The following is a 20,820-nucleotide window of genomic DNA, read 5'->3' as shown; positions in this document are numbered from 1 at the left end:
GTGCGCGGGGGCGAAGGAGGCTACGCTTGGCCGGCTTGCCGCCTCGGGCGCGTGGTGGAATCGGCAGACACGGAGGCCTCAAAAGCCTTTGACCGAGAGGTCGTGCGGGTTCAAGTCCCGCCGCGCCCACCACCGGTTGGTTGCAACCCCCCGCTCACTCGCACGGAGCGGAGACTTCCGGCTCATAACCCCAAGGCCGCCCCTTCAAATCCAGGCCCCCCCTACCGAAGCCCTGGTCAGAGACACTTTCTGACAGGGCTTCCCTGCCTCTGTGGTTCGTTTTCGGACGGGTCAAACCTCTGTCAAACGCTCCGGTCTGGATGTCGCCGCCCTCGTCCTCCGTAGCCTCGCTGCGTCAACGTCGCCGACGGTCGGAGGTGTCGCATCGCGCTCGGAGCCGCTGGGGCTACGGCGATCATCCCTCGCCAAGAGCATATGGGTGGCGGGAACCGTTCCGTCCAGCTCAGGACAAGCCGCGGCAGGCACGCATGCGGGCGCCTCTGCGCTCAAATGGTGGCGCCACCGGTGGTACCATACAGGGGTGGAGAAGACGACGCTTTACCTGCCGGAGGACTTGAAGTCGGCGGTCAAGCGGGCTGCTGCGGAGCGCGGGGTGTCGGAGGCAGAGATCATTCGCGAGTCGATCCGCGCATCAGTTGGCGGCGTCCGGCCTCGTGCTCGTGGTGCTCTGTACTCGAGCGGTCAGCCGATCGCCCGTGACGCCGAGGAGATGCTTGCCGGCTTCGGGGAACGCTGAGGGCGTGCCTCCTGTCGTCGTGGACACGAGCGCCCTCCTGGCGTTCTTCGATGCGTCCGAGCCCGACCACGAAGCGGTGTCAGACGTGCTTGCCAGAGCTGATGCGTTGGTCGTTTCGCCGTACGTGGTGGCGGAGCTGGACTACCTCGTTGCTACCCGACACGGGGTGGACGACGAACTCGCCGTGCTCGACGAGCTGACCGGCGGAGCGTGGGACTTGCCGGCGTTCGACCAAGAGGGGCTTCGGCGCTGCCGGGAGGTCATCTCCCGCTACCGAGACCAGGCGATCGGCGTGGCGGACGCATCGATCGTGGTGTTGGCCGAGCGGTATCGGACGCGTGTGATCGCCAGCTTGGACCACCGGCACTTCGACGTCCTCCGCTCCCTCGATGGCCGCTCCTTTGACGTGCTGCCGCGTTGACGGGGCTACGGACCCTCAGGCTGGGGACGGCGTTTCTCGGGCGAATATGTCGGGGCTTGATCAACCTTCGTAGCCCAGGTCATGCAGGGTGGCGGGTTGGGTTTTTGACGGTATTTAGCTGAGTCTGCGCCCGAGAAGTCGACGGACTATGCACGAGTGCGCCGGAGCCGCCGCCCCGGCAGAATCCTGGTCATGGCACGTCAATGGCATGGCGCCGTTAGTCCGATGACTCCACCAGCGTTCACCCCGTGCGGGTGGACATGACCTTGTGCAGCGCCTGCACACCCCCGCTCGGCCTGCCCTTTTGGCTAGCGGGAACGTGCACAGTCAGCGTCCCGCCGTCGCCCCCGCCGCCACTACAGAAGCCCTGGCCGTAGCGTTGCTCTGTCACCGCTTCCCAGTTTCTGCGCTTGGTTTTCCGAGGGGTCAAACCTCTGCTCCGGGCCGGATGTTGCCGCGCTCGCTGGCAGCATCCTCGAGCTGGGAGGCCCGGGCAGCTTCCTCCAGGCACCAACCGAGCGAGCGGAGCGAGTCGAGGGCGGTAGCGAGGCGGCCGAAGGTCGCCTCGTGCCTTGGGCTGTGCCCAGGAAAGGCGCAACGGGCCCCGGGGGCCCGTTGGCTAACGCAGCGGCCTGCGGCCGGCTTGTTGGGGAAGGAGGCTGCTAGGCGTCGCGGCGGCGGCCTGCTGCCAGCGCCGCGACCAGGGCAGCCGGGTCCGCCTGCACGCTAGGAACGACACGGGCGTTCTGCTTCATGCTGAAGGCCGGATCCTTTTTGGCCGAGGCGGTCGCTGATGGCCTTCACCGGCACGCCGGCCCGCAGGCCAATGGTGGCGTGGGTGTGGCGAAGGTCGTGGGGGTCGGACGCGAGGGAGCCGGACCCTCGGACCAGCTTGTCGGAACTTCGGGCTGTAGCGGTCAGGGTGGATCCGGCAGCCGTCCTACCGGCGGAACACAGACGGCTCGCCTGATGGCCGGACCGCCAAGGCCGCCGGCTCCGCCTGCTGTCGTTCCGTGCGGGGACGAAGGTACTCGACGTTCTGCTCGTCGAGGTCGACGGCGCGGGCCTGATCGGTCTTCGGCGTCGACTCGTTGACGGCTTAGCTGGCTGACACCAGCGGGTGGCGAACAGCAAGACGGCCGCATCGAGGGTCGGCATCTCCGAACCGGAGTCCGAGCCCCTCGCCCCGCCGCATGCCGGTCGTCGACGCCAGGTGCCGCCCTGGGGCGGTCACTCCCACTCGATGGTGCCGGGCGGCTTGCTGGTGATGTCTAGGACCACGCGGTTGACCTCGGCCACCTCGTTGGTGATCCGCGTCGAGATGCGCCCAAGTAGGTCGTAGGGGAGTTGCGACCAGTCGGCGGTCATGGCGTCCTCGCTGCTGACCGGGCGCAGCACGATTGGGTGGCCGTAGGTGCGCCCGTCGCCTTGCACGCCAACCGAGCGGACGTCGGCAAGGAGCACCACCGGGCATTGCCACACCTGGCGGTCCACTCCCGCCGCGGTCATCTCCTCGCGCACGATGGCATCGGCGCGCCGGAGGACGGCGAGGCGATCCTCGGTCACCGCCCCGATGATCCGAATGGCCAGCCCGGGACCGGGGAACGGGTGGCGCCACACCATCTCGGTCGGCAGGCCCAGCTCGACGCCTACGGCGCGCACCTCGTCTTTGAACAGCTTCCGCAACGGCTCGATCAGCTCGAACTTCAAGTCGGAAGGAAGACCCCCGACGTTGTGGTGACTCTTGATGTTGGCCGTTCCCTCGCCTCCGCCGGACTCGACCACGTCGGGGTAGAGGGTGCCTTGGACGAGGAACTCGATGTCGTCGGTGCCGCCCTGCTCGGCGATGACCTCCGCCGACGCGGCCTCGAAGACCCGGATGAACTCGCGGCCGATGGTCTTGCGCTTCGCCTCTGGGTCGGTCGGGTCCGGGAGGGCGTCGAGGGCGTCGAGGAAGCGCTGCTTGGCGTCGACCACCTTCAGCTGGATGCCGGTGGCCCGGACATAGTCCTCCTCCACCTGGACCCGTTCGCCTTCTCGGAGCATCCCGTGGTCCACGAACACGCAGGTCAGCTGGTCGCCGACGGCGCGCTGCACCAGCGCTGCGGCCACGGCCGAGTCGACGCCGCCGGAGAGGCCGCAGATGACGTGGCGGGACCCGACCGTGTCGGCGATCGACTTGATCGAGTCTTCGATGATGCTGCCTGTCGTCCAGGCAGGCTCCACGCCGGCGTAGTCGTAGAGGAACCGTTCGAGCACCGCCTGGCCGTGGGCGGAGTGGAGGACCTCGGGATGCCATTGCACCCCGCACAGCCGGGCGTCGCGATGCTCGAAGGCCGCGATGGCGGCCCCGGCGCTCGAGCCGGTGGCATCGAAGCCGGGAGGAAGCCCGACGACGCTGTCGCGATGCGACATCCACACCACCTGGTGGTCGGGCTGGCCCTTGAACAGGTCGCTGCCGGTGGCGACCTCCACCTCCGTGCGGCCGAACTCCGCTAGCCCGGTGGGGGCCACCGAGCCGCCGAGCGCCTGGGCCATGGCCTGGAAGCCGTAGCAGATCCCGAACACCGGGACCCCGGCCTGCATCAGGGCGGCGTCGGTGGCCGGCGCGCCTTCGGCGTACACGCTGGCCGGTCCGCCGGAGAGGATGATCGCCGCCGGACGCCGAGCCAGGATCTCCTCGGTCGGCGTCTTGTGGGAGACGATCTCGCTGTAAACGTGGGCCTCGCGCACCCGCCGGGCGATCAGCTGGGCGTACTGGGCTCCGTAGTCGACTACGAGGACCGGCCCGGTGGTCCCGGTCATGGTCGCCTACCGGCTACTGGCGCTGGGCACCGTCTCATCCAGAGAGGCTACATCGCCGCCCGGAGGCCCTTGTATGTGGCCCCCGCCCAGCTCATGGCCGGCCTCGCTCTCGGCCACGATCGGCAGCTCGATGCGCATGAGCGTGCCGCCGTCGGGAGGCAGGAACGGCGTGACCACCCCTCCGTGACTGCGTACGACCTGGGCCACGATGGCCAGCCCGAGCCCCGATCCCGGAAGGCTGCGAGCGGTCTGGGCCCGGTAGAACCGGTCGAAGACCCGGGGAAGGTCGCTCGGCGCGATGCCCGGGCCGTGGTCGCGGACGTCAAGGGTCCAGTGGTCGCTGCGGCGCAAAGTGACCTCGACCCGGCCGCCGGCGGGACTCCACTTGGCGGCGTTGTCGAGCACGTTGAGCACCGCCCGTTCCAGCAGCGCCGGCTGGGCTCGTACCGACCCCCGGTCCAGGTGAACGTCGAAGGTCACGCTGAGAGCCCGGCGCCGGGCCCGCTCCACCGCGTGCTCGACGAGGGAGTCGAGGCGGATCTCGGTCGGCTCCGGTTGGGTCTCCTCCTGGCGGGCCAGCTCCACGATGTCGCCGATCAGCGTGGTCAACTCCTCGAGCTGGGCCCTCACGTCGCCGAGCAGCTCGGCCCGGTCGGCTTCGGGGAGGTCCCTGGTGCGCAGCAGCACCTCGATGTTGGTCCGAAGGCTGGTGAGGGGGGTTCGCAGCTCGTGGCCGGCGTCGGACACCAGCTGGGCTTGCTGGCTTCGGGAGGCTCGGAGCGCGGCGAGCATGGCGTTGAACGCGTGAGCCAGGCGGGCCAGCTCGTCGTCGCCGTCGTCCTCGATGGTCGCGTCGAGGTCCTGGGTGGCGGCGACGTGCTCGGCGGCGCCGGTGAGACGCTCCACGGGCCGGATCGTGACCCGGGCCACGGCGTAGCCGAGCGCGATGGCGACGGCCAGGCCGGCGAGACCGACCAGCAGCAGCACGAGGCGCAGCTCCCGGAGGCTGTAGAGGATGTCGTTGATCCGGTGGACGACCCTGATCGCCAGCGGCGAGCCGGTGGTGGCGTCGCGGGCCGGGATGGTCTCGACCCGGTAGGTCCCGGTGCTGGTCGACACCGTCCCGGAGATGGCCGCGGCCGAGCTGCGGCCGTCGGCCATGGCTTGCTCGGCCGCCGACACCGGGATGCTGACGGTGCCCGTCGAGAGGACCACGCTCGTCGAGCTCGGCACGCCCGACGAGCCGATGATCTGCAGGATGTCGCCGTTGTGGACCCGCCCGAACAGGAAAGTCGCCTGGCGCAGGTCGATCGGCCCATTGGACGACGTCACCAGCTGCAAGTCGCTGGCGAGCTGGTCGTCGACCTGGCGGTACAGCTCCCGGTGGACCACGAAGTACGACAGGAGAGCAGCGAGCGCGACGCTGAAGCCGACCGCCACCGCCACCAGCACCGTCACACGCGACCGGAAGCTGGCCTTGCGCAACCAGGCCCGCACTCAGTCCTCCACTGGCAGGCGCAGCACGTACCCGACGCCGCGGACGGTGTGAATCAAGCGGGGCTCGCCGTCAGCCTCGGTCTTGCGCCGCAGGTAGCCGATGTACACCTCGAGGCTGTTGGAGTTGGCCCCGAAGTCGTAGCCCCACACCCGGTCGAAGATCACCTCGCGGGGCAGGACCTGGCGGGGGTTGCGCAGCAGCAGTTCGAGGAGCAGGAACTCGGTCCTCGTCAGCTCGATGCGCCGGCCGCCTCGGCGCACGTCGCGGGTTCCGGGGTCCAGGGAAAGGTCCGCGAAGCGGAGGATCTCGTTCTCCGAGAGGGGGGCGTTGCGCCGGAGGAGGGCCCGGATCCGGGCCAGCAGCTCCTCCAGCGCGAACGGCTTGACCAGGTAGTCGTCGGCGCCGGCGTCGAGGCCGGCCACCCGCTCGTCGACCGCCGCTCGAGCGGTGAGGAGAAGGATCGGCACGCCGTCGCCGGCTGAGCGCAGCCGCCGGCACACCTCCAAACCGTCCATGCGGGGCATGGCCACGTCGAGGACCACGGCATCGGCGGGGGACTGGGCGTGGGCGGCCAGAGCGGCGCTGCCGTCCTCGGCCAGCTCGGTCTGGTAGCCCTCGAAGCGCAGGGCCCGATCGAGGGCTTGGCGCACCGCGGGTTCGTCGTCGACCACCAGGACCTTCACGCCCACCAGTGTGTCCGACTGACATGAGAAAGGGCTGAAACCAATGGGAAGCCCGGTACCGTCACCGGCGATGCGCTACCCCGACACCCGCCGCCAGGACATCGTCGACACGCTGCACGGGTACCAGGTGGCCGACCCCTACCGCTGGCTGGAGGACGCCGCCGATCCGGAGGTGGAGGCGTGGTCTTCGGCTCAAGACGCTCTCACCTCCGCAGTGCTCGAACCGCTGGCGGAGCGGGGTCCGCTACGGGCCCGCCTGAGGGAGCTGGTCCCCGACGTGACCGGGCCGCCCGTCGTGGCCGGCGGCCGGTGGTTTTGGGCCCGGCGGGAGGCCGCGCAGGACCACGCGGTGCTGAGGGTGGCTGACAGCGAGGGCGCCCGCCGCGGCGGCACCGACGTGAGGGTGCTGGTCGACCCCAACGCGTTGTCGGCGGAGGGCACCACGACCCTCGACGGGTGGGCGCCGTCGCTCGAAGGGGACCGCCTGGCGTACCTGCTCTCCGAAGGCGGGGACGAGGAGAGCCGCCTGTGGATCGTGGACACCGCGACTGGAGAGCGCCTGGACGGCCCGGTCGACCGGGTCCGCTACAGCCCGCTCGCGTGGCTGCCGGGAGGCGACGCGCTGCTCTACGTCCGGCGCCTGGCGCCCGGTCAGGTGCCCGCCGGCGAGGAGGCGTTCCACCGCCGCCTTTGGATCCACCGAGTCGGCACCGACCCCGACCAGGACGTGCTGCTCTTTGGTGAGGGGATCGACCCGACCGCGTACTTGGGGGTCACCGTCTCCGACGACGGCCGGTGGGCGGCGGTCACCGCCAGCCTGGGCACCGCGCCCCGCAACGAGTTGCACGTCGCCGAGCTGGACGAGGGCCGCCCGGTAGACGGCTGGACGCCGGTCGTGGTCGGCGTCGACGCCCAAACCTGGCCGCACTTCGACCGCCGAGGCCAGCTGTGGCTGGTGACCGACCTTCACGCCCCGCGCCGGAAGCTGTGCGTCACCGACCCGGCCGCGCCCGCCGTGTCGGGCTGGCGGGACGTGATCGCCGAGGACCCCGACGGTGCCGTGCTTGAGGACTACGCCCTGGTCGGCGAGGAGCTGGTGGTGGTCCACTCCCGCCACGCCCTTTCGGAGCTGGCGGTGCACGATCGAGTCACCGGGATCCGGCGCCGGCCGGTGGCGCTCCCCGGCGCTGGCAGCGCCGACCTCACCAGCCGGCGCGACGAAGCGGGGCCGGTGTGGGTCGCCTACACCGACTACGCGACGCCCTACCAGGTCTTGGCCCTCGACCCGCTGACCGGCTCGCTGGCGCCCGACACCGACGGGATCGGAGCCGCTCCGGGCCCCGGCGCCGCGACGCCCGCCGTCCATTCCCGCCAGCTGACATGCCGATCGGCTGACGGGACCGAGGTGCGCGTCACCGTGGTCGCTCCCGTCGACGCTCCCGACCAACCCCGGCCGGCGGTCCTTTACGGATACGGCGGGTTCAACGTGGCGATGACCCCCGCGTACTCGTCGTCGATCCTGGCGTGGGTCCAAGCCGGCGGGGTGTGGGCCGTAGCCAACCTGCGGGGCGGCTCGGAAGAAGGCGAGGGCTGGCACCGGGCCGGGATGCGCGAGCACAAGACCCGGGTGTTCGAGGACTTCGAGGCCGTCGCCGACCACCTGGTCGCGGAGGGGTGGACCACCAACGACCAGCTCGGGATCATGGGCGGGTCCAACGGCGGTCTGCTGGTGGGAGCCGCGCTCACCCGCAGCCCGGAGCGTTACCGGGCGGTGGTGTGCTCAGCCCCGCTGCTCGACATGGTCCGCTACGAGCGTTTTGGTCTCGGAGCGACATGGAACGACGAGTACGGCCGGGCCGACGACCCGACGGAGCTGGGTTGGCTCCTGTCGTACTCGCCCTACCACCACGTGCGCGACGGCGCTTCGTACCCTGCGGTCCTCTTCACCGTGTTCGACGGGGACACGAGAGTCGACCCGCTCCACGCCCGCAAGCTGGCGGCCGCGTTGCAGCACGCCACCTCTGCGGCGGTCGAGGACCGTCCGGTCATCCTGCGACGGGAGGCCGACGTCGGGCACGGAGCGCGGGGCGTCGCCCGGGCCGTGTCGCTGTCAGCGGACCAGCTGGCGTTCCTCGCCGCCCAGCTCGGGCTTTCGCTGCCCTAGCCGGCCGCGGCCTCCCGGGCGCCCGGCGGGTCACTACACTGTTGGGTCCCATGTCGCGAGCCTCGATCGAGCGCCGGCTGTTCGACGTCGCCCAGCGGCTCAAGCGCGCCAGGGAGGAGATGGCCGTCGTCGACGAGCAGCTTGAGGCGCTGGCCGAGGCCGCCGACGAGGCCCGCATCCGCTCGCTGGTGTCGGAGACGCCGCTGGCCCACCGGGAGTACACCGAAGCGCAGCGCCACGCCGACGCGATGGCCCGCAGCCGCTCGGCCCTGGCGGCCACCATCGCCGAGCTCCAGCTGTCCCAGGACCAGCTGCTCGACAAGCTGGTGATCGGCGCCAAGCCCGAATGACGTACGACGGGCCCAAGCCTGTTAGACCCTGACCTGAAGACACCGACCCCGCTGGCGAAGAAGGAGCGAGGCCCATGGCTGTGCGCGTGGTGATTGCCGAAGACGAAGCCATCGTCCGGCTGGACCTGAAGGAGATCCTCGAGGAGGAGGGCTACGACGTCGTCGGCGAGACCGGCCGCGGCGACGAGGCCATCGAACTGGTCCGCAAGCAGCGGCCCGACCTCGCCATCTTGGACATCAAGATGCCCGGCGCTGACGGGTTGACCGCAGCCCGGGCGATCAGCTCCGAGCGGATGGCCGCGGTGCTGATCCTGACCGCGTTCAGCCAGCGGGACCTGATCGACCAGGCCCGCCAGGCCGGGGCGTTGGCCTATCTCGTCAAGCCTTTCCAAAAGAGTGAGCTGCTGCCAGCGATCGAGATCGCGCTCGGTCGCTTCGAGGAGATGAAGGCCCTCGACGAGCAGGTGAAGTCGCTGGAGGACCGTTTGGAGGCCCGAAAGCTGGTCGAGCGGGCCAAGGGCATCTTGATGGACGAGATGGGGTGGCGGGAGCCTGACGCGTTCGCCTGGATCCGCACCACGTCGATGCGCGAACGACTTCAGATGCCCGAGATCGCCCGGCGGGTCATCGACGGCAGCCTGCGCCCCGACCCGGCCTGACTGCCTGACCGGGGCCTGACCGCTCGACCGGGGCCTGACTGGGCCGGACCGGGCCTGACCGTCAAGCGGGGCTTGGAGCGCCGCTTGGCCGTCAAGCACGGCATCGAGCTCCGCTCACCGTGAGGCGCCGGCCGCGCCGGTCGCCGAGAGGGCCCGGTCAGCCGGCTCGCACCGCCCCGACGAACAAAGCGGGCTGAGGCAGCGTCGTCGACGAGCACGCCTGGCCCGGGTCCTTCACGAACGCGGCGGCGGTCTGGCCCGGCGGGTACACCCGGAAACCCTGGACCGGCACCATCTTGCAGGTGGACGTGTCGAAGTCGTAGGGGTCGATGAGCCGCAGCTGCGACTGGGCCCGCTGGCCGGGGGCCAGCGAGACGGTGGCGACCGGGGTCGACGGGTCTCGGGTGGCCGCCGCCCCGATCTGGGTGCCGTTGCCGCCCCCGACGTAGGACACCCCCGGATACCCGCTCAGGGTGCACGTCGATGGCCCGGAGTTGGCAAGGTACAAGGGGACGTAGGTGCTCCCCGCTGCGCCGTTGCCCAGCCCTAGGGACAGGGTCAGCTGCGCGGTGGCGCACGGCTGGGGTCCGGCCGGGGCGGTGCTGGCCGGCGCGGTGGTCGCCGGCGCAGTCGTCGTCGCTGCCGGCGCGGTCGTGGCCGGAGCGGTGGACGTCGACCCGCCGCCGGCTGCGGTGGTCACCGGCACCGCCGTCGGGGCGGTGGTGGACGCCGAGGAGGAGTGCGACGAGGCGCCGCAGCCGGCGGCGAGCACCGCGGCCGCGCCCACCCCGAGCAGGGGCGCCAGGAAGCGGCGGGAGGTGCGGGCGACGGGATCAGTGCTGCGCATGGTCATGAACGTACGACGCGCCAAGCCCCCACGCGGTTGACCTGGACCCCGGTCCGGGGCCGTGACCCGCTCGGGTCAGGCGGCGACGACGTAGAGCTGGCGGGCCAGGCCGGGGCCGAGCGAGAAGCTGTGGGTGCCGACGTCGAGGGTGAGGGTCCCGTCCGGCGCCCGCGACGAGATGGTGGCGACGACGCCGGGCACGAAACCGTGGGAGGACAGGTAGCGCAGCGCGTCGCCGTCGATCTCCACCTGCTCGGTGACCCGCCGCAGCCGGATCTGGTCGCCGGCTCCGGCGTCGGCCAGCGCGGTGGTGGGCTCGGTGCTCACCTGGGCGCCGGGGATCGGGTTGCCGTGCGGGCAGGTGGTGGGATGGCCGAGGATCTCGATCAGCCGGGCTTCGACCTCGTCGGAGATCACGTGCTCCCAGCGCCCGGCCTCCAGATGGGCCTTGTCCCACGGCAGGCCGATGATGTCGGTCAGCAGCCGCTCGGCCAGACGGTGCTTGCGCACGACGCTCTCGGCCTTCGCCACGCCGATGTCGGTGAGGGAAATGGTCCGGCCCGACACGGTGACATAGCCGTCGTCGGCGAGGCGGCGGACCATCTCCGACACGGCCGGCGCGGAGTGCCCGAGGCGCTCGACGAGGCGGGCCTGGATGACCGCCACACCCTCCTCCTCCAGCTCGTGCACAGCCTCGAGGTACTCCTCGACAGGGGGGTGAAAGCCGTCGGCCACGTCCGGGGAGCCTACCCCCGCCGGCCCGGTTCGCTGGCGCCGCTCACGCCCTAGCATCGACGGCAATGGCCCGACTCATGTTGATCGACGGCAACTCGCTCACCTACCGGGCGTTCTTCGCGCTGCCGACGGACATGGCGACCGCGTCGGGCCAGGTCACCAACGCGGTGTTCGGGTTCACGTCGATGCTGGTCAACCTCATAAAGGACCACAAACCCGACCAGGTCGTCGCCGCGTTCGACCGGCCGGAGCCGACCTTCCGCCACGAGATGATCGGCGACTACAAGGCCGGGCGGGCCGAGACGCCCGACATCTTGCGCCAGCAGATGGGCCTGGTCCGCCAGCTGGTCGACACCTTGAAGATCCCCACCCTGGAGCTGCCCGGCTTCGAGGCCGATGACGTGCTGGCCACGCTGGCCACCCAAGCCGACGAGCGGGGCGACGACGTGATCGTGGTCACCGGCGACCGGGACTGCTACCAGCTGGTGCACGACCCCCACGTCCGGGTCCTCTACAACCGGCGGGGCGTGTCGGACTACGTCCTCTACGACGAGGCCGGCATCGAGGCCCGCACCGGGGTGACCCCGGAGCGCTACCCGCAGTATGCGGCGCTGCGCGGCGACCCCTCCGACAACCTGCCCGGCGTCCCTGGAGTGGGGGAGAAGACCGCGGCGAAGCTGATCAACACCTACGGCGACCTCGACGGCATCTTCGCCCACCTCGACGAGCTGTCACCGAAGCTGCGTTCGAACCTGGCCGCGGCGGAGGAGACGGTCCGCCAGAACGCCAAGGCCACGCCGCTGGTGCGCGACGTCCCAGTCGAGCTCGACACCGACGCCGCCGCGCTCGGCGGATGGGACAGCGACGAGGTGAAGCGGCTCTTCGACTTCCTCGAGTTCCGCACGCTTTGGGACCGCTTCCTCGAGGCGACGGAGACGGACGGGAAAGGGGCCGGCGCGCTGCTGCCCGCCGGCGACAGCCTGGACGTCGCGACCGAGGCCCTCGACGTGGCGGCCGCCGCGGCCCGCATCGACGAGTGGATCGCGTCGGGCACGGCCCTGACCGTCGCCGGCGCCTGGGAAGGCCTCGAGGGGCGCTCGGCGCTGATCGGTTTGGCGTTCGTGGCGCTCCCGGCCGGCGATCCGGTGGAGGTGGCGTGGATCGACGGGGCCGGGCTCGCCGACGGTGGCCTGCGGGCGTCGCTCGGGCGCCTGCTCGGCGCGACGGGCACCGACGTGTCGGCCCACGACGCGAAAGCGCTGATGCGGGGCCTGGCGGTGCTCGGCGTCAGCTTCTCCCACCTCCAACTCGACACCGCCATCGCCGCCTACCTCGTCGACCCCGCCGGCGACCAGTACCTGCTCGAGGATCTGGCGTTGCGCTACGCCCAGATCGAGCTGCGCGGGCCCGAAGCGCCCCCGGCCGGGCAGCTGGACCTGACCGGCAACGCCCCCGAACCCTCCGCCGAAGCGGCCCGCCGGGCCGCCGCGGTCGCCCGGCTCGTGGAGCCGCTCAGCTCCGCCCTCTCCGCCCGGGGCATGTCCGCGCTCTACGACGAGGTCGAACGGCCGCTCGTCAGCGTCCTCGCCCGGATGGAGGAAGCCGGCGTCCGCGTCGACGTGGCCCAGCTGAAGGAGCTGTCCAACGAGCTGTCCTCCGAGGTGAGCCGTCTGGAGGAGGAGATCCAGGAGCTCGCCGGCGAGCGTTTCGTCGTCAACTCCACCCCGCAGCTGCGCGAGATCCTCTTCGTCAAGCTGGGGCTGACCCCCCAGAAGCGGACCAAGACCGGTTTCTCGACCGACGCTCAGACCCTCGAGAAGCTGCGAGGCGAGCACCCCATCGTCGAGGCGCTGCTGCGCTACCGGGAAGTCGAGAAGCTGCGCTCGACCTACGGCGAGTCGCTGCTCGCCGAGGTGGCCGCCGATGGCCGCATCCACGCCACGTTCAACCAGACGGTGGCCCGCACCGGACGGCTCAGCTCCGACCAGCCCAACCTGCACAACATCCCGGTGCGCTCCGAGGAAGGCCGCCGGTTCCGGAGCTGCTTCGTGCCGGCGGAGGGATGCCAGTTCCTCGTCGCCGACTACAACCAGATCGAGCTGCGGGTCATCGCCCACCTGGCCGAGGACCCCGGGCTGGTCGAGGCGTTCCTGACCGGCGCCGACATCCACACCGCCACCGCGGCGCGGATCTACGGCGTCCAACCCGAGGACGTCACGATAGCCATGCGCTCCAAAGCCAAGATGGTCTCCTACGGCCTGGCCTACGGCATGGAGGCTTACGGCCTGGCCCAGCGGCTCGGTGTGCCCGTCGCCGAAGCCGACCAGATCCTTCGGGCCTACTTCGAAGGGTTCCCGAACGTGCGGGCGTACATGGACCGCGTCGTGGCCGAGGCCCGCGACCGGGGCTACACCGAGACGCTCTTCGGCCGCCGCCGGCTCATCCCCGAGCTGCAGTCGGGCCGCTACCAGGTGCGCGCCGCTGGGGAGCGTCAAGCCATGAACGCCGGCATCCAGGGACTGGCGGCGGACATCTTCAAGGTGGCGTTGGTCCGCCTCGACGCCCGCCTGACCGACGCCGGTCTGGCATCGAGACTGGTCTTGCAGGTACACGACGAGGTGATCCTCGAGGTGCCCCCCGACGAGCACGACATCGCCGAGGAGGCGGTGCGCGCCGCCATGGGCGGCGCCGCCGAGCTGCGGGTGCCTCTCACCGTCAACCTGTCGTGGGGCGACACCTGGGCGTCGGCCAAGAGCTAGAGGGGACGGCGCGATGACACCAGGAGCGCGACCCGTCCGCAGCCCGAGGGGCAGCGAGATGTCGTGCGGCAACTGGGGCGCCGAGGGGGCGCTGCGGATGCTGCAGAACAACCTGGACCCCGACGTTGCGGAGCACCCCGACGACCTGGTCGTCTACGGCGGGAGCGGCCGGGCGGCCCGGTCGTGGCCGGCGTTCGACGCCATCATGGCCACGCTGCGGACCCTCCGGGCCGACGAGACGCTCCTCGTGCAGTCGGGAAAGCCGGTCGGCGTCGTGCGCACCCACGAGTGGGCGCCGCGGGTGTTGATCGCCAACTCCAACCTGGTGCCCGAGTGGGCCACCTGGGAGGAGTTCCGGCGGCTGGAGTCCCTCGGACTCACCATGTACGGGCAGATGACCGCCGGCTCGTGGATCTACATCGGCACCCAGGGGATCTTGCAGGGGACCTACGAGACTTTCGCCGCAGTGGCCGAGAAGCGCTTCGGGGGCACCCTGGCGGGGACCGTCACCCTCTCGGGAGGGTTGGGCGGGATGGGCGGCGCCCAGCCGCTGGCGGTGACCATGAACGGCGGGGCGGCGCTGATCGTGGACTGCGACCCGTCGCGGGTGGAGCGGCGGCTCCAGACCCGGTACCTCGACGAGCAGGCGACGTCGCTCGACGACGCCGTCGAGCGGGTCCTGTCATACCGGGCGCGGCGGCGGGCGGTGTCGGTCGGCGTGGTCGGCAACTGCGCGGACGTCGTGCCGGAGCTGCTGCGGCGGGGAGTCGACATCGACATCGTGACCGACCAGACCTCCGCCCACGACCCGCTCAGCTACCTGCCCGCCGGGGTCGCGTTCGACGAGATGGCCGCCGCCAGGCAGAAGGACCCGGCCGGCTTCACCGCCGCCGCCCAGCAGTCGATGGCCCGCCACGTCGAGGCGATGGTCGGCTTCCAGGACCGGGGAGCCGAGGTGTTCGACTACGGCAACTCGCTGCGCGCCGGCGCCCGCGACGCCGGCTACGACCGGGCGTTCGACTTCCCCGGTTTCGTGCCCGCCTACATCCGCCCGCTGTTTTGCGAGGGGAAGGGTCCGTTCCGGTGGGCTGCGCTGAGCGGCGACCCCCACGACATCGCCGTCACCGACCGGGCGGTGCTCGACTTGTTCCCAGACAACGATCCCCTGGCCCGGTGGATTCACAGTGCCGCGGAGCGGGTGGCGTTCCAAGGCCTGCCGGCGAGGATCTGCTGGCTGGGATACGGGGAGCGCGACAAGGCCGGCCTGCGGTTCAACGAGCTAGTCGCCGACGGGTCGGTGGCAGGACCGATCGTCATCGGGCGTGACCACCTCGACTGCGGGTCGGTCGCCTCGCCGTACCGGGAGACCGAGAGCATGCTCGACGGCTCCGACGCGATCGCCGACTGGCCGCTGCTCAACGCGATGGTCAACGTGGCGTCGGGAGCGTCGTGGGTGTCGATCCACCACGGCGGCGGCGTCGGGATCGGCCGCAGCATCCACGCCGGGCAGGTGTGCGTCGCGGACGGCACGCCGCTGGCGGCGGCAAAGCTGGAGCGGGTGTTGACCAACGACCCGGCCATGGGCGTGTTCCGCCACGTCGACGCCGGATACGACGCCGCCCGCGCCACCGTCGCGGCGACCGGCCTGACGGTGCCCGCCGCCGGCGGCGGCGGGTGACGTCCGCCGCCGGGGCGCCCGGCGCGGTCCCTGACGGCGCCGGGTTCGACCGGGCGTGGTCGTCGCTGCTGCCGGTCGGCCGGGCCCCCACCGGCGGGTACCACCGCCTGGCGTGGAGCGACGCCGACCTCGGCTGTCGCGAGTGGTTCCGCCAGCAGGCCGACGCTCACGGGCTGACCCTCGACGAGGACCACAACGGCAACCAGTGGGCGTGGTGGGGCGAGCCCGGCCCCGACGCGGTCGTAACCGGCAGCCACCTCGACAGCGTCCCCGGCGGCGGTGCGTTCGACGGCCCGCTCGGCGTGGTGTCGGCGTTCCTGGCCGTCGCCGCCCTGCAGGCGGCCGGCGTCGCGCCGGGCCGGCCGGTGGCGGTGGTGAACTTCTCCGACGAGGAAGGCGGCCGCTTCGGTCTGGCGTGCCTCGGCAGCAGGCTCATGGCCGGCGAAGTCGATCCCGACACCGCCCTGGCCCGCACCGACCCCGACGGGGTGACCCTCTCCGAAGCTCGCTCCCGCGCCGGGTTCGGCGACCGGCGCCCGGGCCCCGACCCCGACCGGTTGGGCCGCATCGGCATCTTCGTCGAGCTGCACATCGAGCAGGGACGCCGCCTCGCCGTCGACGGGGTCCCGGTCGGCGTGGCCACCGCCGTGTGGCCCCACGGCCGGTGGCGGCTGGACTTCCGCGGCGAGGGCAACCACGCCGGTACCACCGCCGTCGCCGACCGCCACGACCCGGTCCTGCCCCTGGCTCACGCGGTGCTGGCGGCCCGGGAAGCCGCCGCGACCGGCGACGCGCTGGCGACCATCGGCCGGGTCGAGGCTCATCCGGGGGCGACCAACGCCATAGCGTCACGGGCCACCGCCTGGCTCGACGCCCGCGCCCCGCTCCCCGAGGGCGTACGGGCCGCGGTCGGTCGGGTCGAGGACGCCGCCCGGGCCGCGGCCGGGCGGGAAGGGGTGGCGCTGACCGTGGCCGAGGAGTCCTGGTCGGGCGGCGCCGAGTTCCGCCCCGAGTTGCGCGCTGCGCTGGCCGCGGTGGTCGAGGGCCGCCTCGGGAAGGTCGCGCAGCTGCCGACCGGCGCCGGCCACGACGCTGCGGTCCTGGCCGCGTCGGTCCCGACCGCCATGCTCTTTGTCCGCAACCCCACCGGCATCAGCCATGACCCGGCCGAGCACGCCACCCGAGCCGACTGCCTGGCCGGCGTCGACGCCCTCGTCGCGGTCCTCGCCAGCCTGTGCCGGTGACCCCGCTTCCCGCCGGCGCTCCCGACCCCGTCGTCATCGGGCCCGACGGCCTGCGCCCCGCCGACGTCGTCGCGGTCGCTCGCGACGGCGCCCCGGTGGCGGTCTCCCCGGCCGCGATGGCCGCCGTCGCCGCGTCGCGAGGCCACATCGACGCGCTGGCCGCCGGCACCACGCCGGCGTATGGGGTGTCCACCGGTTTCGGGGCCCTGGCCACCCGCCACATCCCGCCGCAGCGCCGGCGCGACCTGCAGCGCAGCGTCATCCGGTCCCACGCCGCGGGGTCCGGCCCGCCGGTCGAGGCCGAGGTCGTCCGGGCCATGATGCTGCTGCGGCTGAAGACGTTGGCGTCCGGGCACACCGGGGTGCGCGCCGCCCTGGTCGACGCCTACGCCGCTCTCCTCAACGCCGGTCTCATCCCCCGGGTCCCTGAACACGGCTCCCTCGGCTGCAGCGGGGACCTGGCCCCGCTGGCGCACGTCGCGCTGGTCTTGATGGGGGAGGGCGAGATCCTCGACGCGGAAGGGCGGGTCTCGCCGGCCGGGCCGGGCCTCGCCGGCGCCGGCCTGGCCCCCGTAGAGCTGCAGGAGAAGGAGGGCCTGGCGCTGATCAACGGCACCGACGGCATGCTCGGCTCGCTCATCCTCTCCTCCCACGACCTGCGCCGGCTGTGCCGCACCGCCGACCTGTCCACTGCGCTGTCGGTGGAGGCCCTGCTCGGCACCGACCGGGTGTTCGCCGCCGACCTCCACGAGCCGCTCCGGCCCCATCCCGGGCAGGCCACCAGCGCCGGCAACCTCCTCCGGCTGCTGCACGGCAGCGAGATCGTGGCCTCCCACCGCCACGGCGACCCCCGCGTCCAAGACGCCTACTCCCTGCGTTGCGCCCCGCAGGTGACCGGCGCGGTCCGCGACACCTTGGACCACGCGGACTTGGTGGCCGGCAGGGAGCTGCGGGCGGTGATCGACAACCCGGTGGTCCTGGCCGACGGCCGGGTCGAGTCCAACGGCAACTTCCACGGAGCGCCGGTCGCCTACGTCCTCGACTTCCTCGCCATCGCCGCCGCCGACCTGGCGTCGATGAGCGAGCGGCGCACCGACCGGATGCTGGACGCGGCCCGCAGCCACGGCCTGCCGCCGTTCCTCGCCGCCGACCCCGGCGTCGACTCCGGCCACATGATCGCCCAGTACACCCAGGCCGGCATCGTCGCCGAGCTCAAGCGGCTGGCCGCGCCGGCCAGCGTCGACTCGATCCCCAGCTCGGCGATGCAGGAGGACCACGTGTCGATGGGCTGGGCCGCCGCCCGCAAGCTGCGCCGCTCCGTCGACGGGCTGCGACGGGTGCTGGCCATCGAGGTGCTCACCGCCTGCCGGGCCCTGGACCTGCGAGCCCCCCTCCACCCGGCGCCGGCCACCGCGGCCGCGGTGGCTTGCATGCGGACCCTGGTCGAGGGCCCCGGCCCCGACCGGTACCTAGCGCCGGAGATCGACGCGGCGGTGGACGCGGTCGCCGACGGGCGGCTCCTCGCGGCGGCCGAGGAGCACACCGGGCCGCTGCAGTGACCGCCCGCTGGTGGTGCGAGCTGGCCTGGCTCGGCGGGGAGGACGCCGAGGCGGGGGTGCTGCTCGAAGCCGGCGACGACGGCGTGCTCACCGCGGTGACCTCAGGGGTCCGGCGCGCCGACGCGCCCGACGCCGAGGCGCTGGGCGGGTTGACGCTGCCCGGCCTGGTCAACGCCCACTCACACGCGTTCCACCGGGCGCTTCGAGGCTGGACCCAAGCCGCGGGCAGCGGCTCTTTTTGGACGTGGCGGGAGCGGATGTACGCCCTCGCGGCCCGCCTCGACCCCGACCGCTACCGCACCTTGGCCGCCGCGGTGTTCGCCGAGATGGCCCTGTCGGGGATCACCACCGTCGGCGAGTTCCACTACCTCCACCACGGGCCCGGCGGCCGGGCCTACCGCCACGACGCAATGGGCGAAGCCGTCCTGGCCGCCGCGGCCGACGCCGGCGTGCGCCTCACCCTTCTCGACGCCTGCTACCTGACAGGCGGCATCGGCACCCCGCTCAACGACGTGCAACGCCGGTTCGCCGACGCTGGCGCCGACGGGTGGGCGTCGCGCCTCGAAGGGCTGATCTCGACGGTCCCCGCCGCGGCGAGGACGGTCCGAGTCGGCGCCGCGATCCACTCGGTGCGAGCGGTGCCGCCCGGCTCCATCGCGACGGTGGTGGGGTGGGCCCGCCACCACCGGGCCCCGCTCCACGCCCATGTCAGCGAGCAGCCGGCCGAGAACGACGCCTGCCTCGCCGCGTACGGCCGGACCCCGACCGGGCTGCTCGGCGCCCTCGAGGCGCTCGGCGAGCGGTTCACCGCGGTCCACGCCACCCACCTCACCGGCGACGACGTCGCTCTCCTCGGGGCGAGCCGCTCCAGCGTCTGCATGTGCCCGACCACCGAACGGGACCTGGCTGACGGGATCGGCCCGGCCGCCGCGCTCTGGAACGCCGGGAGCGCCCTTTGCCTCGGCACCGACTCCCACGCGGTCATCGACGTGTGGGAGGAGGCTCGGGCCGTCGAGCTGGACCAGCGCCTGGCCACCGGCGAGCGCGGCCTGCACGCACCGGGGCGCCTCCTCGAGGCGGCCACCGCGGCCGGGGCCGCGGCGCTCGGCTGGCCCGGCGTGGGCCGCCTGGCGGCCGGCTACGCCGCCGACATGGTCACCGTTCGCACCGACGGCGTCGGGTTGGCCGGCACCTTCTCCGGCTCCGGCGCCGGCGCGGCGGCCGCGGCGGTGTTCGCGGCCCGGGGGAGTGACGTCACCAACGTGGTGGTCGACGGCCGCACCGTCGTCGCCGGCGGTTCCCACGCCCTGCTCGGCGAGGTCGGCCCTCGGCTGCGTTACGCCATCGACAGCCTGTGGGACACCGGCCCGTGACCGGGCCCGACCCTCCGGACTCCACCGCCGCCGCTTCGGGCGCCGGGCTGGTGCTCACCGGCATCTCCGAGCTCACCACCGCCGACTCCGGCCTCGTAGTCGACGGCCCCGCCGCGTTGGTCTGCGGCGCCGACGGCACCGTCGTGTGGGCCGGCCCGCAGCAGGCCCTCCCGGAGCAGGCCGGCACCGAGCGGGTCGACCTGGGCGGGCGGGCCGTCATCCCCGGCTTCGTCGACAGTCACACCCACCTGGTCTTCGCCGGCGACCGCAGCGCCGAGTGGGAAGCCCGCATGACCGGCCGCCCCTACCAAACCGGCGGCGTCCGGACCACCGTCGACGCCACCCGGGCCGCGACCACCGAGCAGCTGGCGTCTCGAGCCGGGCGGCTGGCCGCCGAAGCTCTCCGCAGCGGCACCACCACCCTCGAGGTGAAAAGCGGGTACGGCCTCCAACCGGAGGCCGAGGCGCGGCTGTTGTCGATCGCCGGGGGGATCACACCGGAGACGACGTTCCTCGGCGCGCACGTGGTGCCCGCCGAGTACGAGGGGCGGCGCGACGAATACGTCGACGTGGTGTGCGGCCCGATGCTGCGACGATGTGCTCCCCTGGCCCGATGGATCGACGTGTTCTGCGAGCAGGGCGCGTTCGACGGGGACCAGTCCCGAGCTGTCCTGCTCGCCGGCCGGGCCGCCGGGCTCGGGCTGCGGGTCCACGCCAACCAGCTCGGCCCGGGTCCCGGCGTGAGGCTCGGCGTCGAGCTGGGCGCGGCGTCAGTCGACCACTGCAGCCACCTGAGCGCCGCTGACATCGACGCCCTGGCCGGCGGCCGGACCGTCGCCACGCTGCTGCCCGGGGCGGAGTTCTCCACCGGGTCCGCGTACCCCGGGGCCCGCCGCCTGCTCGACGCCGGTGTCCCTGTCGCCCTCGCGTCGGACTGCAACCCGGGCACCAGCTTCACCACCTCGATGCCCTTCGTGGTGGCGCTGGCGGTGCGGGAGATGGGCATGACCGTGGCAGAGGCCGTCGTGGCCGCGACCGCCGGCGGCGCCGCGGCACTGCAGCGATCCGACGTCGGCCGGCTGGTGCCGGGCCGGCGGGCCGACCTGGCAGTGCTCGAAGCTCCCAGCGCGTCGTGGCTCGGCTACCGCCCCGGCGTCGACTTGGTGCGCGCCGTGGCACGCGGCGGGCGCCTGGTCGCTGGGAGCTGGCCCGCCGGGACAGGTCGGGAACCGCCGGCGGGGGCGCCGGCGGACCGGGGAGCGGCCGCGGACCGGTAGCGTCGGCGGGT

At 72.5% G+C, this 20,820-nt stretch carries 15 protein-coding genes, 1 tRNA gene and 1 pseudogene; 12 read left to right on the top strand and 5 right to left on the bottom strand.

Annotated elements, in window-relative coordinates:
- Positions 1–45: 45 nt before the first annotated feature.
- The 3 genes from K6U06_RS04400 (at position 46) to K6U06_RS04390 (ending at position 1,178) form a co-directional block, all read left to right on the top strand.
- Positions 46–132 (top strand) — tRNA-Leu (locus K6U06_RS04400).
- Between the two features lie 409 nt (positions 133–541).
- The gene (locus K6U06_RS04395; RefSeq protein ID WP_262320685.1) at positions 542–757 is read left to right on the top strand and encodes a CopG family transcriptional regulator; all 216 of its coding nucleotides are present in this window, start codon (positions 542–544) and stop codon (positions 755–757) included.
- A gap of 4 nt (positions 758–761) precedes the next feature.
- On the top strand, positions 762–1,178 hold the full coding sequence (locus K6U06_RS04390) for a PIN domain-containing protein (RefSeq protein ID WP_262320684.1): 417 nt from the start codon (positions 762–764) through the stop codon (positions 1,176–1,178).
- 1,230 nt (positions 1,179–2,408) lie between these two features.
- Here K6U06_RS04390 and guaA read toward each other — a convergent pair.
- The 3 genes from guaA to K6U06_RS04375 are packed head-to-tail and all read right to left on the bottom strand — an operon-like array spanning position 2,409 to position 6,170.
- Positions 2,409–3,983 carry a glutamine-hydrolyzing GMP synthase gene (gene guaA, locus K6U06_RS04385; protein ID WP_262320683.1) on the bottom strand — a complete coding sequence of 525 codons (1,575 nt, stop codon included), beginning with the start codon at positions 3,981–3,983 and terminating at the stop codon, positions 2,409–2,411.
- 6 nt (positions 3,984–3,989) lie between these two features.
- On the bottom strand, positions 3,990–5,480 hold the full coding sequence (locus K6U06_RS04380; protein ID WP_262320682.1) for a sensor histidine kinase: 1,491 nt from the start codon (positions 5,478–5,480) through the stop codon (positions 3,990–3,992).
- A complete protein-coding gene (locus tag K6U06_RS04375; protein WP_262320681.1) occupies positions 5,481–6,170 on the bottom strand; it encodes a response regulator transcription factor in 690 nt (229 codons plus the stop codon).
- Between the two features lie 64 nt (positions 6,171–6,234).
- On the opposite strand from K6U06_RS04375, the gene K6U06_RS04370 reads away from it, so the two are divergent.
- The 3 genes from K6U06_RS04370 (at position 6,235) to K6U06_RS04360 (ending at position 9,337) form a co-directional block, all read left to right on the top strand.
- The gene (locus K6U06_RS04370) at positions 6,235–8,328 is read left to right on the top strand and encodes a prolyl oligopeptidase family serine peptidase (RefSeq protein ID WP_262320680.1); all 2,094 of its coding nucleotides are present in this window, start codon (positions 6,235–6,237) and stop codon (positions 8,326–8,328) included.
- Positions 8,329–8,378: 50 nt separating this feature from the next.
- Positions 8,379–8,678, top strand: coding sequence for a hypothetical protein (locus tag K6U06_RS04365; RefSeq protein ID WP_262320679.1), 300 nt, complete (start codon positions 8,379–8,381; stop codon positions 8,676–8,678).
- 74 nt (positions 8,679–8,752) lie between these two features.
- Positions 8,753–9,337, top strand: coding sequence for an ANTAR domain-containing response regulator (locus K6U06_RS04360; RefSeq protein WP_262320678.1), 585 nt, complete (start codon positions 8,753–8,755; stop codon positions 9,335–9,337).
- A 157-nt stretch (positions 9,338–9,494) separates the two neighbouring features.
- Here K6U06_RS04360 and K6U06_RS04355 read toward each other — a convergent pair whose 3' ends face one another.
- Together K6U06_RS04355 and K6U06_RS04350 are read right to left on the bottom strand one after the other, a co-directional pair.
- Positions 9,495–10,184: a DUF4232 domain-containing protein gene (locus K6U06_RS04355; protein WP_262320677.1), complete on the bottom strand. Its 690-nt coding sequence runs from the start codon at positions 10,182–10,184 to the stop codon at positions 9,495–9,497.
- Between the two features lie 75 nt (positions 10,185–10,259).
- Complete coding sequence (locus K6U06_RS04350) at positions 10,260–10,919, bottom strand: metal-dependent transcriptional regulator (protein ID WP_262320676.1); 660 nt, start codon at positions 10,917–10,919, stop codon at positions 10,260–10,262.
- A 65-nt stretch (positions 10,920–10,984) separates the two neighbouring features.
- On the opposite strand from K6U06_RS04350, the gene polA reads away from it, so the two are divergent.
- The 6 genes and pseudogenes from polA to hutI form a co-directional block, all read left to right on the top strand.
- Entirely contained in the window at positions 10,985–13,678 is a 2,694-nt protein-coding gene (polA, locus tag K6U06_RS04345) for a DNA polymerase I (protein WP_262320675.1), read from the top strand.
- A 13-nt stretch (positions 13,679–13,691) separates the two neighbouring features.
- Entirely contained in the window at positions 13,692–15,356 is a 1,665-nt protein-coding gene (hutU, locus tag K6U06_RS04340; RefSeq protein WP_262320674.1) for a urocanate hydratase, read from the top strand.
- Positions 15,353–16,600, top strand: coding sequence for an allantoate amidohydrolase (locus K6U06_RS04335; RefSeq protein WP_262320673.1), 1,248 nt, complete (start codon positions 15,353–15,355; stop codon positions 16,598–16,600). The genes hutU and K6U06_RS04335 overlap by 4 nt, the downstream gene beginning before the upstream one ends.
- On the top strand, positions 16,597–18,159 hold the full coding sequence (gene hutH, locus K6U06_RS04330) for a histidine ammonia-lyase (RefSeq protein WP_262320672.1): 1,563 nt from the start codon (positions 16,597–16,599) through the stop codon (positions 18,157–18,159). Before K6U06_RS04335 ends, hutH begins: the two co-directional genes overlap by 4 nt.
- Positions 18,156–19,532: a formimidoylglutamate deiminase gene (locus K6U06_RS04325; protein WP_262320671.1), complete on the top strand. Its 1,377-nt coding sequence runs from the start codon at positions 18,156–18,158 to the stop codon at positions 19,530–19,532. Before hutH ends, K6U06_RS04325 begins: the two co-directional genes overlap by 4 nt.
- Positions 19,529–20,719, top strand: a pseudogene (hutI, locus tag K6U06_RS04320) (imidazolonepropionase); the annotation flags it as partial. The gene K6U06_RS04325 and the pseudogene hutI, both read left to right, overlap by 4 nt.
- Positions 20,720–20,820: the final 101 nt, after the last annotated feature.

The sequence above is a fragment of the Acidiferrimicrobium sp. IK genome, from assembly GCF_025499425.1.
GTDB lineage: Bacteria > Actinomycetota > Acidimicrobiia > Acidimicrobiales > Palsa-688 > Acidiferrimicrobium.
This window is presented reverse-complemented; position numbering and strand designations above follow the sequence as displayed.